Raw genomic sequence first — 13299 nt, forward strand, 5'->3', positions numbered from 1 at the left:
GCCATGAACTTCACTGGCAGTGCGCGCAGCGTAGCCAGATCCTTTGAACTTGGCGCCGCTGCGTCGTCAGGCAAGTCAATGATGTAGAGCAGGGTATGGAGTGCATACTCGACTGCCGTACTGATATGGCTCACGTGAAACTCCGACCCAGCGAGTGGTAGTTAAACCAATCGCTCGCTCACGGCAAACGCTGAGTTTCGCACGCTACCGAGCACCTGAGCGTTCACCTCCGCCCACGCTTTGACGCAAGCGGCAAAGGGTCTCACCGCGGTCGATTGCCAACAGCATCGAACCCCAGCATCTTTGTGCGTTTTCGATCGTCTTTTAGTTGTGCTAGATGGGGGGTAACAACCGGCAGCAGTCACGTGCCAAGCATACGAAGTAAGCCGATCTCGCAAACCTTGAGAAAATTAACTTAAATTATTCGAAAGGCGCTGAATGCCCGTCGCTCATTGTCGCAAACCTTGAGAAAATTAACTTAAATTATTCGAAAGGCGCTGAATGCCCGTCGCTCATTGTGTATCCAGCATGGCAGGGATCATTCTAGATTTTGATGACGGGTTCTGTCGACTGGTTCAGCGCAGGCCTGATCGGTTAATTGGTATATCATACAAAGCTATTACCGCTCCTGCTGATCTCTCCAGAAGCAGTAAAATGCTTACGGGGCTGATAGATAAGGCCGCTCCCACCCATCTGCGCAAAGCATATGTACGTCCCGATGGCAGCCTTATAAAAGCGGATCTGTTGGTATCCAAGTTCGGAAACGAAGGACGTTTGATAACRACATTGTCTTGGATTGACGGGAGGCAGGAACCGTCACCGTCACGGCTTTGGAAAGCAGCCCTTCGGGTCAAGCATGTTTATGACGCGCGGCTCATCGAGTTAGGAAAAGATCTTTTTAGCGATCATGTGGGCCTGATTCTACTTCACATGTATCTGGCAGAGGCGGAAGGTCGTGTGGTGACRGCTTCACAAGTCGCAAAATTAATTAATATTCCAGAACAATCTATGGATCGATGGTTAAAAGCTCTGGTTCATCGTGGCCTCGTAGAAATYCCGGTCAGTAATTTGGGATACATTCAGCTCAGCCAGGATGGAATTATAAGGCTTGAACGCCTGTTYTTCGCGACGTTAGCGCCTGAGCCGCTGGCAGTTGCCTAGGCGGACCTTCCTTTTTCGCGTTTTCGCCGCAAGTAACAKTTAGATGGCTCTCTCACCCGACTATTATTCTGTTTTAGGTGTGCGCTCGACGGCAAGTCGCGAAACTATTCACGCCGCGTGGAAAGCGCTTCTYCGTCAATATCACCCCGATGCCAATCATGGTGCGGATGTCTCTGCTCGTGCGAAAGAGATCAACGAGGCGTATTCCGTTTTGGGGAAGAAGGAAGCACGCGCCGCCTATGATCGGTCGCAGATCAGGCCGTCTGCCCACCGAGCGACCGCGGAYCGCCCGTTTCACCCTAGGAAAGCCGGCAGGCGCCCKWTGCGACCTAGCCCGTCGATGCAGCCCAGCGGTGGCTTCTCGCAGCCGCTACAGCCCAACGAATGGCTGATGGGCCTTTTCCTGCTGATCCTCACCGCCGCACCGATCGCTACAATCCTGGTTCTNAGGAAAGCCGGCAGGCGCCCTATGCGACCTAGCCCGTCGATGCAGCCCAGCGGTGGCTTCTCGCAGCCGCTACAGCCCAACGAATGGCTGATGGGCCTTTTCCTGCTGATCCTCACCGCCGCACCGATCGCTACAATCCTGGTTCTRTGGAACGAGGAATCCGGATTGGCACCTACGGTTCGACGTAGCGTCGCCGCTCATCCCGTGCGTGAGCCTCTCGCAAAAGCCGTCGGTAGCTCATCGCGCACAAAACTTCGACCTGGACAGCCTGCTCCTTAAACTATTGCCCTGTCACGACATTCGAGTTCGCAGGGTCAGGCTCCCAAAGCGGTCGTAACCCCGGGATGAACGAGCGGCCGAAGCTGGGAAGGGGGCGGGGACGTCTGCTTGTGGGTCAACGTGGCCTGGTCAGTTTTTGTTCGTGCTGGCGCGGCGTCATGCCGCGTTGCACGGTTCGGTCATGCATCCCAGAAACCGCTTTTTCGTGGGTGACGCCGTTTCAGGTCTTCTACATAATTAGCGTGGGTTGAATGCCCCGCAAAATTGTCGATGCGCCGGGCAAGATGCTCGCAAGTCTGGAGATGGCGGGCGGCGTGGCCGTAGCGCTTGTACTTGGCGGCATCTAGCGACAGATCGATCATCGCCCTGAGCACAAGCGTAGCAGCGAGCGGATGTCGCTGCTCAAGCGCGTCGGCTGCCGGGGTTAGCAGACCATAATCGTTGCCATCAAGTTCGTCGATCCGCGTCATGATGAGGCTGGCGGCACGGTCGAGAGCGGGCCAGTCGATCAGGAAGGCGAGTGCTTGGTGAACGGATGGATGGCGTGAGACGACGCCGAGCGCCCGCTCCTCTGCTTCTATGTCGTCGAAGTCCGGCAGCCGTTTGAGGTGCGCCCGGAGGTATCCCGCATCGAGACCGCGCTCGAACGCCTGCCAGCGTTCTTCCTGGGCGTCGCTGGAGCGCCCTAGTGCGTCGAGCACCTCGATCCGCACACGCTGCCAGTTGGGCCAGTAGCCGCCCTGTCGGAAGGCACTGTCCGCTTCGTCAAGCGTCACTAGTGCCTCCTGGCTGCGATCGGCGGCCAGCAGCCGCTCCGCAATCGCTGCCGCAATCGCGGGGTTGGCCCGCTCTGCTTCCGAATAGCGGCGCACGAAAGCGAACCGCAAAACTACTGACTTCGTGCGTCCGCGGCGATGACTTGGTCGCGCGTATCGGCGGTGACGAATTTGCTGTCATTCAGGTAGCGCGATCACAACCAGCGTCCACGGAAGCACTGATCTCGCGCATCTTCAAGATGGCGTCTGCGCCGTCTGACGAAGGTGTAGCGATCAAAATGAGTATCGGAGTAGCCATTTCCGAACCGGGTCAGACGGGAGACGAATTGCACGAGCTTGCGGATCTTGCATTGTATCGTGCTAAGGCAGACGGCAGGAACACGGCCCGCATCTACAACGTGGATCTAAAGGAAGAGGAGAGCCGGCGCGTGCGGCTCTCGAGAGACCTTGAGCATGCGATCTCTTCGAACGAGTTCCGTCTGGTTTTCCAGCCGATCGCCGACGCGGTCTCGCTCGAGATCGTCGCGTATGAGGCGCTACTTCGCTGGCACCACCCAAGCCTAGGCGAGATACCGCCGGACGTTTTCATACCCATCGCCGAGTCCAGCGGACTTATCGGCACTATTGGCTCATGGATAATCGATCACGCGCTTCGTACTGCATCGACCTGGGATCCGAAGGTGTCACTAGCAGTGAACCTGTCGGCAATTCAGTTTCGTTCCGTCGGCCTTGCGGCTGAAATCTACGATGCGGCACGGAGTTGGCAGGTCGCGTTCGACCGACTGGTACTAGAAGTTACCGAGAGCGCAACGCTCCTTGGTTTCCAACGGGACAACGTCCTTGCGACCCTCCGAGACCTGCGAAAATCCGGCGCAAAGGTCGTCATGGACGACTTTGGAACAGGGCACTCCTCACTCAGCAACCTTAGGGAATTCACTTTCGACAAGATCAAGATCGATCGGAGCTTTGTGGCTACCATGCACAACAACCCGTCGTCGGCATCAATCGTCAAGGCGACGATCGGGCTAGGAAAAAGCTTGGGGCCCGTCATTGTAGCCAAAGGGGTGGAAACCGAAGATCAGCTGTCTATACTGCGGCAATGGGGGTGCGATCAGGTTCAGGGGTTTCTGATAGGGAAGCCATCGGACCTTCGCAATTTGGTCGCTTTCGAAGCCGCGAATTAAACCCCCAACGCCTTAATCAGCTTACCTGCACGTCCTGACGCGGGGGTCGCTACGGCGCGCGCTCGCTGTCCACAGGCTCGCTGGCGTTGATGATCGCTGGCGCTATGCCGTCCGCCATTGCCTGAACAGCTTCGGGAGGAACGCGGGTCGTCGACGGGCATGCTCCGCGACGACCCGCTGTCGCTAGATCGTCAGTTCAGGCGCGAGCGTCGAGTTCCGGAACACCACTCTGACCATCGGCATAAGCGGCCAGGAAGGTCGGCCGGGTTTGCCAGCGCCGCCAGAACGCGTCGAGAAACTCGAAGCGTTCATCTAGCGGGGTGGCGTTGATCGGGAACTTCGAGAAGGCAATCGCCGTCGCCAACGTGATGTCCGAGAACGTCGGCTCGTCTCCGCTCAGCAGCCAGGGGCGCCCGTCCGAGAGGTGTCGGTCGACCAGCGCCGCATGCGCCAGCGCCACCTTGCGCGAATGCTCGCCCCAGGCGGGGTTGTGCGTCAGCTCCAACTTGGGACCGAGACCCTGGTGAAGCACATGGAATGCGGTGACGATCGGGTAGAGGATGTGCACCCAGACCCGGTTGTCCCACATCTGGTCGAGCCCACGCTCGTGGGCCGTTTCGCCCATGACCTTGCGGCCCTCGAAGCTGTCGTCGAGGTAGCGTGCGATGGCGGAGGTTTCGCTCAGAAACGTGCCGTCGGCCAGCGCCAGCGTCGGCGTCTCGCCCCAGGGATTCATCTTTAGGTGCGGCCACCCGCGTTGCTCGCCTACGGGCGACATGTCGTACACCGTTTCGGCGAAGCGGTCGGCGATGCCCTTCTCATGCATGAAGATGCGTAGCCGCTGTGGATTGGGGAAGGCTGAGGGAGAGGTGAAGAGCGTCAGCTTGTCGGCCATCAGATGTCTCGCTTATATCGTATCAGTCACCTGCCTGCCAGATGACAGGCAGGTGACTGCCGTCACGGACTTGCGATGTCAACCCCTGCCTGCCATATGGCAGGTGGAGGTTCGATAATGGCGACGATCAAGGAAAATGCTCGGGAAGCGATCCTGCTGGCGGCGCGTGAGGCGGCGATGGCTCGCGGTTATGGCGGTATCAATTTTCGCGATCTGGCGACGACGGTTGGCATCAAAGCGGCCAGCATCAACTATTACTTCGCCAACAAGGCGCTGCTCGGCGAAGCGGTCGCACGACGCTATTGGGAGGACATCGCCCGCGATCTCGAGGCGATCTCAGAGAAGGCCAAGTCGCCTGCGGAAGCGTTGCGGCAATATCCTGGCATCTTCCGGGCATCGCTGGAGCGCGGCAACCGGATGTGCCTAAGCAGCTTCATGGCGGCGGAGCATGACGAGCTTCCCGCGCCGGTGCTAAAGGAGGTCCAGGCCTTCGCCGACGTCAATGTCGCATGGCTGAGCCGTCAGCTGGCCGCCGCAGGATTGGGGGATGCCGACAGCGCGGATGCCAGAGCCCACGCGATCTACGGTGCGGTTGCTGGCGCGCAGATCCTGGCACGAAGCAGGTCTGACGTGTCCGTTTTTGATGCCCTGATCGAAAGCTACCGTCAGGCCGGGCCGCTTCCGAGCTAGAGGATTTTGAGGCTCGACGGGCAGAGGGAATAGTGGTCCAATTTCAATCAGATCTCCGGACTGCGAGGCGATCTTTCGGCTTTAGAGGATGTGCTGTGGGTATTTGTGATTGGCTCCAAGCAATCTGAACAAATGTGAATTTGGTTTCTGGGAAACGCGCTCCAAGTTGCTGAATGGCGGTCAGAAAGGCACAGCGATTTCCTATTAGGAACGGTTCAAGCCGCGCACATGCTCCCATACGTTTGAGATAACGACTGATCCTTCTCCGACCGAAGACGCCACGCGTTTCACCGACCCAGCGCGAACGTCGCCGACGGCATAAATGCCTGCACACGACGTGGCGAAAGGAGACGTAGCCCCGGCCGCTTCACCTGTTAGCACGAAGCCCTTGCCGTCGAGAGCGACCAGTTCGGAGAGCCAGCCCGTATTGGGTGCCGCGCCGACCATCACAAAGACAGCGCAACTCGCCACGGTGCGGTCGCCGTCTGCATTGCGGATCGTCACTGCCTCCAGACTGTCCCTGCCATGAAGCTCAACGGCATGGGCGCCGTATTCGATAGTGATTGCGGGGTCTGCCTCAAGCCTGCTGGACAGGTAATTAGACATGGACGAGGCCAGGGTATCGCCACGTACCAGCAGGCGAACGTGCCGCGCTGTTCGGCTGAGGAACATCGCCGCCTGTCCAGCCGAATTACCGCCGCCAATGACCAACACCTCCGTATCTCGACAAAAACGCGCCTCATTCTCCGTCGCGGCATAATAAATGCCCGCCCCCTCGAACTCGGCGAGGCGTGCGATGGGCAGGCGTCTGTACTGAACCCCGGTGGCGACCACCACGCATGCAGCACGGACGCGTTGACCATTGGCGAAGGTTGCACAGAACGCGCCGTCGTCGAGCTGATCCAATGTCTCGATCCGCCGGGGCATGACAAAGCGCGTGCCGAATTTCATCGCCTGCACCTCGCCGCGCCATACGAGATCGGCGCCAGAAATGCCGGTGGGAAAGCCCATGTAATTCTCTATACGGCTCGAGGTGCCTGCCTGGCCCCCGATGGCGGTCTCGTCGACTACCAGCGCACGCAACCCTTCAGCTCCCGCATAGACGCCGGCTGACACGCCGGCGGGCCCGGCTCCAACGATCAGCACATCAAATGCCTCGTCTTCGGGAACGTCCTGATCGAGTCCGAGTAGCCGTGCCACTTTCTCCGGCGTCGGATCGCTCACCACCAGGTCGCGGCCGAACACCACGACGGGTTCGCGCGGCGCGGTTCCGCAACTGCTGGCGACATGGGCGGCCTCAGCACTGCCAAGCGCGTAGGAACGATAGGGTAGACGATTGCGGGCGGCGAACTCGGCCACCTTCCTGACCGCTTTGTCCTCCGCCTCGCCAACCAACACCAGCATGCCGTCGCCAGCTTCCAGCTGCCGCCGACGGCGTGCCGCCAAGACCGTGATGACGATGTCAGACAGCTCCGGTATTTCCGCCATCAGCCGAAGCATCTCGGATCGCGGTACTTCGACAACGTCCGTGTCGCTTGCTGCTCGCATTGGTAGCGACCACGTGCCTCCCGACAGGAGCGATATCTCGCTCATAAACTGGGTGGGGCCCAGCGTTGAGGGCACCAGCCGATCGCCCGTGAACGGGTTGACGACCTCGATCTCCCCATCTTCCACATATACGAAGCGGTCGGCCGGAGCGCCGATTTCAGCCAGCATCGTCCCCTTGCGATAATGGGTGCGTGTCCCCGCCGCCCGGATCGCGGCAATATGGGCAGGCTGCAGCGGAACCCTCTGCATCTCCCGCAGGTCACGGCCGATCGTTTCCATTAGCGCTGTCCCCTTTGAGCACTAACATTAGCCTGGCCACCGTAGCGACGACAATCGCCGGGTAACGGCCTCGGCCAAAGCAGCCGCGCCCGGTTACGCTTTCCGGTGGCATTGACGATGTTCGGGACAGATTGCAGGACGACCGGACGAGCAGGAAAGAAGGGCGGCTTTGTGCATCCAGCGGCGAACTTCGAGCTGATCATCGGCATGTTCCTAATAGTGCTGGGACTTCACTATCTGGCCCGGCGCCTGTCGCTACCGCCGGCAGCTGCGCTGATCGTCGGCGGGTGTGCGGTCGCCTTCGTGCCCGGTGTGCACGGGATCGCGATCGATCCGGAACTGGTCCTTGTCCTGTTTCTCCCGCCCCTCCTGATGGACGGGGCATGGTTCACCGCCGTTGCTCCGTTCCGGCGTCACATGGCCGGCATTCTTTCGCTGGCAGTTGGCGCTGTCTTCTTTACGACTGCGATTGTGGCGATCGTAACTCGGTTGCTGATGCTGCAGCTACCCTGGGCCGCCTGCGTCGCGCTTGGTGCGATCCTATCTCCGCCTGATGCCGTATCCGCTCGTGCCGTGTTGCAGCGGGTCAAATTGCCACGCCGGCTGACGACGTTACTCGAGGGCGAAAGTCTGTTGAACGACGCTGCGGGGCTGGTCCTGTTCCGGTTCGCGGTGGCGGCGGTGCTGACCGGCAGCTTCCATATGGGTGCGGCGGCGGGAACCTTCCTTGTACTGGTAGTGGGTGGCATCGCGGTAGGCGCGGCGATCGGCGGGCTTTGGGTAGTTCTGCTTCGCCGGCTTGGCGACGATACGCTGATGGTTGCAGCGACCGTGCTGGTGTGTTGGAGCGCCTATATCGGTGGCGAACTGCTGCACGTCTCCGGCGTCATTGCCGTCGTTACCGCGGGCCTGACCTGTGGCTGGTATCAACACGTCGTCTTCGACGCGCGCGTCCGTATCCGAGCGCTGGCGTTTTGGCAGGTGCTCGTGTTTCTTCTCGAAGCCGCTGTCTTTCTGCTCATCGGTCTGTCGTTGCGAGGGTTGCTGGACCGGGTCGGCGGGCTCGGCGTGGTCGTGGATACGATGGCGCAGCCCGTGCTGCTCATCGTCCTGGCAGTTGTCGTCGCGCGGTTCCTATGGATTTTCGGCGTCGACGCCGGCGTCTCGGCCGTTTGGCGCATCGGTTGGACGCGACAGCAACCGCTCGGCGCGCGTGCGGCGGTGGTGATGAGTTGGGCAGGGATGCGCGGTGTGGTGACGCTGGCGGTCGCACTCTCTTTGCCCGAGGCGATGCCAGGGCGGGATCTAATGCTTGTCACTGCCTTTGCGGTGATCCTAGTCACCGTCTTGGTGCAGGGCACGTCGCTGGGCTGGGTCATCCGGACCGTGAAGCCCCACGATGACGCCAGCGCGCGACCGCCGCTCGATTTGCACGCGGCCGAGATGATGCTGTTCCAGGCGCAGTTGGCCCTCGTTGAGCGCGAGGCCGTGGCGGCCGATGGTAAGGTCATCCATCCACAGCTCCTGCGTCGCTATCGGACCCGTGCCACAGCAGCGGATGCCTTCGACGGTACGGCGGAGGAGCGCAACGCAGCGATCGCTAGCCATTTCGATGTCATCATCGCCGCAGTCACAGCCGGCCGCGCCGAATTGGTCCGCCTGCACCGTGCCGGTCGTATCGATGACGAAACGCTTCACGATCTCGAACATGATCTCGACCTCGAGGAGCTTGCCGCAGCGGCAGCGAAGGGATGAACGGACGAGTGGCACCGAGCGCGATCCGGCGTTCGGTGCTAATAAGAGGACGCCAGTCCGTCGTCCGCCTCAATAGGGCGGTGCGAGCCGCTCTCGCTGGGCGCAGCCAGCTTGCGTCCACCACGCAAGATCGTCCGCAAAGCGGGGGAAAGCACGAGTGAGAGCAAGGCCTCCATCACCTGTCAGCGCACCGGTTGCATCAAGGGCATGGCCGATCTCGCCCACCGCGATCGTGCTGGAGACCACCACCATGCCCATCTCGGACAGGATGCCAACATTGCAGGAATGATATCACCGCGACAGGCGCTCGCCCGGTTAGCCGACCAGTGCGGATCAGGATCGGCGGAACCGTACCCTATACTGACCGCATTCGAGGTTCCCTAGCGCTCTAGGAAATGCCACTTACCACCACTCATACCTTGGCGGGTGGAAGTGGGTCAGAATATTAGGATGAACGGACGTCCGAAGTTGGGAGGCGGGAATGGCAAGCTAAGCGTCCAGTTGTGGGTCGGCGCGGATGTCGACTGATTCGGTAATCAGACGATCCACCTATCGAGATGCGCGCAGCCCTGCGATACCGCCAAAAACGGCGATCACGGTTCATCCCCGTTCAGCGCTCGTAATGAGATGTTGAGGACGGACGGCTATCGATTGGCTATGGCGTGTCGTTCATCAAAACCCCAACCGTCTAGGCTGGCGTAGGACGAGCGAACGGACGTTCGCATTGCCGTTGATTGAGCTATGACAATCACCGCGGGCAAGTTTGGCAACAAAACTGGTCGGGTCAAAACTGCACGAGTTTGGGGTGCGGAATTGAAACGCGCCTTGGGGTGACCATCGGCACATTCGTACACATTGCAATCCCATATTTTGCCGACGTTTCCGGCTGGGTCGCCTGGAGCAGTCTGGAAGCAATTGATATCGATTTTTGCAATCCGATACCGACTCGTGTTCTCGAATATATCGTTGATCAGAACATCGCAAATTTCGCGTAACAGTAACACGGCTCAGACTGCGTCATTCGATATCTGCACTGGCGTCATCCATACGCTACTAGCAAAACAGGAGCGCCGCTTACGTACGCCCCTGTTTTGTAACAGTCCGGACTTTAGAACGCGAAAGTAGCACCTGCACGGAAGGTGCGACCTACCACGCCTGCGTAGTGCCAGCTTGGCAGATAGTTGACGCCCGAGTAAGACGCAGGTGCAAGTGGGGCTTTCTCGTTGGTGAAGTTGCCGACGTTGACGTAGAACGAGAAGTCTTCATTTACTTTCACCGTAGCATTAAGATCGGCATAGATGAACCGCTTTACGTTGCAGTACTTCGCCTGCGACTCAGCTGTCGGATATGCATAAAGGCTTCCAGCCGCCGTAGCGCACGAAAGATCAATGTTGCCGTTGGCATCCGCCGCCTCTTCGTCCGCTGCGACCTGGCGGATCTTTGAGACGTAATAGGCCGTTGCGGTGAGCGAAAGCGGCCCCAGCTCCAACGTGTTCTGCCAGTTGCCACGCCACTTCGGAGTACCTGCACCCGACGACAGCTCGTACGGTCCAAGCGTCCCGACGTACTTGCGGACGACGCCATCGCCAAAGTCGACGTTAAACTTCAGCACCTGGGTCACGTCCAGGCGACTGGTGAACTTGACGTCGTCGTTGATGGGTATAGCCGCGGTCGCGGAGTAGTCGATTCCCTGCGTCTTGAAGTAGCCTGCGTTGACGTATGGACCGTTGATCACGAGCACGCGGGGCAGCGCGTTCGGGAACAATGGATCTATCGCATCGACGGCACCCACCGAGTAGCCCGGAATGGCGGCGACGGCCGCGGTCGCAGCAGCAAGGTTGGTCTGGGAGTAGTACGCGGCACGTGCGTCACCGGCGTTCGGGCCCGCCACGATCACATCCGACTTTTTGACGTTGTAGTAGTCAACCGTGAGGCTGAACACGCGGTTCGGTGCGAACACTAGCCCGCCGGTAAAGCTGCGCGACTTTTCAGGCTTCAGGTCTGGGTTGCCCGAGAAGCCACCACCCACGCTGTAGGACTGAGCATAGGGATTGGAGCTGCCGCCATGCGCGAGCACGAATGAAGCTGGCGGTGCGAAGGTTACGAAACCCGGATAGCTCGAACGCGGGTTGCTTTCGGCGAAGGTGGGCGCGCGGAAACCGTTGGAGTAGGTACCACGGACGGAAAGCTGTTCGATCGGCGTGAACTTTGCACCAATCTTCGGCGAGAAGTGGCTGAAGCCTTCAGAATAATGATCGTAACGTCCGGACGCGTTGACTTCGAACTGCTTCACGATCGGCGCGTTCAGCTCGAAATATCCGGCTGAGACGGTATGCTTGCCGAACGCGGCAGCGGTGTTGCTGTAATTCAACAGGTCCGGGTTGGTGCCGGGGTTGTCCAGCGTCTCGCGACGCACCTGTCCGCCGACTGCAAGCTGCAACGGACCGCCTGGCAACTGGAACAGTTCCTTGCTGACCGATGCGTCGAGCGACGCAAGCGAGGTGGACGAACGCGCCAGGATGTTTGGCGCAACCAGCTGCCGGACTGCCTCGGTGTTCAGTTCCGGATTCACGAAATTGTACGCACCCGTGTTCACGGCCTGCTGCAGGCCGGCAATGCTTGGCGTGCCAAACTGCTCGATCTTCAGGTTGTCGCGTGCGCCGACGGCCTCGACACGCCAGTCCCAGCCGCCGTCGAAGGTGCCGTTGAAGCCGATCGCGCCACGGATGACCTCGTTGCCGCGGTTGGATCCGGTCAGCAGGTCACCGAACAGGTAGTAGATGCGTGCCGCACTGCCCTCGGCGGCGAACGGGTTGTTGGGGTTCAGCGTACGGGTCGCCGACGTCGCGCAGTTAATGCCCGATGCGCAGATGTACTGCGGCAGGACGATGCCGGGATTGTTCGATGCGGTCAGCGGCGATGCGCCGTAGGGCTGGCGCTGGCGGATCGCGCTCGGCGAGCTGGTCGGGTAGATGATGTTGACCTGGCTATGGGAATAGCTTCCCAATACGTAGGCTTCGACGTTGTCGCTGATCTTCAGGCTGAGACGGCTGGTGAAGGAGAACTTCTCCTGCAGCGGCTGAACCTGGCTGTAGTCGCTTGTGATGTTGCGCGAGCAGCCGGTACCACGATTGGTGCCGGTGGTCAGGGTGTAGGTGCCGTTCGGGCAGTTCGCGTTCAGCAGTTGGAAGTTGTAGAACGGGTTACCGTTAGCCTGCAGGCCACTCGGGGTGTTCGCGATCGAGCCTGCGAGCGGATTGTTCAGGTCGGTCTGCCCTGCGCGTACCACCACCGCGTTGGTTGTTGCGGTAGTCAGCGAACTGTCGGCCGCGTTGTTATCGGCCAAGCCGAGCGAGGACAGGTCGTTGGTATTGTACGGGAAGCCCACGTCACGACCGGAGATGCGTCCGTCGCGCTGATACTCGCCGTTGACGTAGAAGTTAAAGTTCTGCGTATCGTAATCACCGACGCCGGCGGTCATGTTCGCGCGGTAGCGCGAGCCATAGCCGTGCTCGGCGATGCCGCCTTCAACAGTACCGGTGACGCCCGTGAACCGCTTCTTCAGGATGACGTTGACCACGCCGCCGATCGCGTCCGCGCCATAGGTCGACGAGGCACCGTCCTTGAGCACTTCGACGCGCTCCACCGCGCTAAAGGGAATGGAATTCAGATCGGTGTACGAATTGTGCCCATCGTCGTTGATAGGGAACGCGGACGAGCGGAGGCCGTCGATCAGGATCAACGTCGAGGACACGCCGAGACCGCGGAGCGAAACGGCCGACCCGCCAGCCGAAAACCCGCCCTGGAAACCTGTTGGGATCGAGCCGGCGCTGTCGGCGGAGACCGAGCGGAGAGCATCGGCGATCGTCGTTACACCTGCACGTTGCAGCGTCTGGCTTGTCAGGACCGTGACCGGCGAAGGGGTCTCGGTGTCGGTGCGGCGGAACAGCGAACCAGTGACAACGATCTCGTCGCCGGCCGTCTGCGCGGCCGCGGGATCAGTCTGGTCGGTAGTGGCGTTCACCGCGTTTTGAACGGGAGTAGCGGCCGGCGATTCTTGCGCCGGCGCGGACGCCGTCGCGTCCTGCGCAAACGCTGCCGTCCCTGCGAATGCAAACGGCGTAGCCGCAGCAAGCAGAAGTGCTTTGGTCGTGAGCGAAATGCTTTTCATCGTTATCCCCTACCTGAACCAGTTGACCGCACTGCGATCCCCGGATGCACCGCCCATTTTCATCACGCCTAAGCGCGACCCCTGAAGGACGCATCGAAAGGTAGGTGAGACTG

10 protein-coding genes are annotated in these 13299 nt (G+C 60.2%); 6 read left to right on the forward strand and 4 right to left on the reverse strand.

Features of this window, described 5'->3' with window-relative positions; all coding sequences use genetic code 11:
• Positions 1-501 precede the first annotated feature (501 nt).
• Both ASE69_RS21985 and ASE69_RS23425 read left to right on the forward strand, forming a co-directional pair.
• Entirely contained in the window at positions 502-1161 is a 660-nt protein-coding gene (locus ASE69_RS21985; RefSeq protein ID WP_156362253.1) for a PAS domain S-box protein, read from the forward strand.
• A 43-nt stretch (positions 1162-1204) separates the two neighbouring features.
• A partial coding sequence (locus tag ASE69_RS23425) for a J domain-containing protein (RefSeq protein ID WP_414882961.1) occupies positions 1205-1608 on the forward strand: 404 nt, incomplete at its 3' end.
• A 459-nt stretch (positions 1609-2067) separates the two neighbouring features.
• Here the strand turns inward: ASE69_RS23425 and ASE69_RS21990 are convergent.
• Positions 2068-2775, reverse strand: coding sequence for a DUF6880 family protein (locus ASE69_RS21990; RefSeq protein ID WP_056485354.1), 708 nt, complete (start codon positions 2773-2775; stop codon positions 2068-2070).
• A gap of 32 nt (positions 2776-2807) precedes the next feature.
• On the opposite strand from ASE69_RS21990, the gene ASE69_RS08910 reads away from it, so the two are divergent.
• Positions 2808-3848: a putative bifunctional diguanylate cyclase/phosphodiesterase gene (locus ASE69_RS08910; protein ID WP_056485356.1), complete on the forward strand. Its 1041-nt coding sequence runs from the start codon at positions 2808-2810 to the stop codon at positions 3846-3848.
• Between the two features lie 196 nt (positions 3849-4044).
• Here ASE69_RS08910 and ASE69_RS08915 read toward each other — a convergent pair whose 3' ends face one another.
• Positions 4045-4743, reverse strand: coding sequence for a glutathione S-transferase family protein (locus ASE69_RS08915; RefSeq protein ID WP_056485357.1), 699 nt, complete (start codon positions 4741-4743; stop codon positions 4045-4047).
• A 117-nt stretch (positions 4744-4860) separates the two neighbouring features.
• Between ASE69_RS08915 and ASE69_RS08920 the strand changes: the two genes are divergently transcribed.
• On the forward strand, positions 4861-5433 hold the full coding sequence (locus ASE69_RS08920; RefSeq protein WP_056485359.1) for a TetR/AcrR family transcriptional regulator: 573 nt from the start codon (positions 4861-4863) through the stop codon (positions 5431-5433).
• 204 nt (positions 5434-5637) lie between these two features.
• Here ASE69_RS08920 and ASE69_RS08925 read toward each other — a convergent pair whose 3' ends face one another.
• Positions 5638-7260 (reverse strand): FAD-dependent oxidoreductase, encoded by a 1623-nt coding sequence (locus ASE69_RS08925; protein ID WP_056485361.1) that lies wholly within the window; start codon positions 7258-7260, stop codon positions 5638-5640.
• A 171-nt stretch (positions 7261-7431) separates the two neighbouring features.
• On the opposite strand from ASE69_RS08925, the gene ASE69_RS08930 reads away from it, so the two are divergent.
• Both ASE69_RS08930 and ASE69_RS21995 read left to right on the forward strand, forming a co-directional pair.
• Positions 7432-9015 (forward strand): Na+/H+ antiporter, encoded by a 1584-nt coding sequence (locus tag ASE69_RS08930; RefSeq protein WP_056485389.1) that lies wholly within the window; start codon positions 7432-7434, stop codon positions 9013-9015.
• Between the two features lie 734 nt (positions 9016-9749).
• Positions 9750-10010, forward strand: coding sequence for a hypothetical protein (locus ASE69_RS21995; protein ID WP_156362255.1), 261 nt, complete (start codon positions 9750-9752; stop codon positions 10008-10010).
• 113 nt (positions 10011-10123) lie between these two features.
• On the opposite strand, the gene ASE69_RS08940 is transcribed toward ASE69_RS21995, so the two are convergent.
• A complete protein-coding gene (locus tag ASE69_RS08940) occupies positions 10124-13186 on the reverse strand; it encodes a TonB-dependent receptor plug domain-containing protein (RefSeq protein ID WP_056485365.1) in 3063 nt (1020 codons plus the stop codon).
• Positions 13187-13299: the final 113 nt, after the last annotated feature.

Origin of the sequence: Sphingomonas sp. Leaf208 (assembly GCF_001421415.1) — a bacterium.
Lineage (GTDB): Bacteria > Pseudomonadota > Alphaproteobacteria > Sphingomonadales > Sphingomonadaceae > Sphingomonas.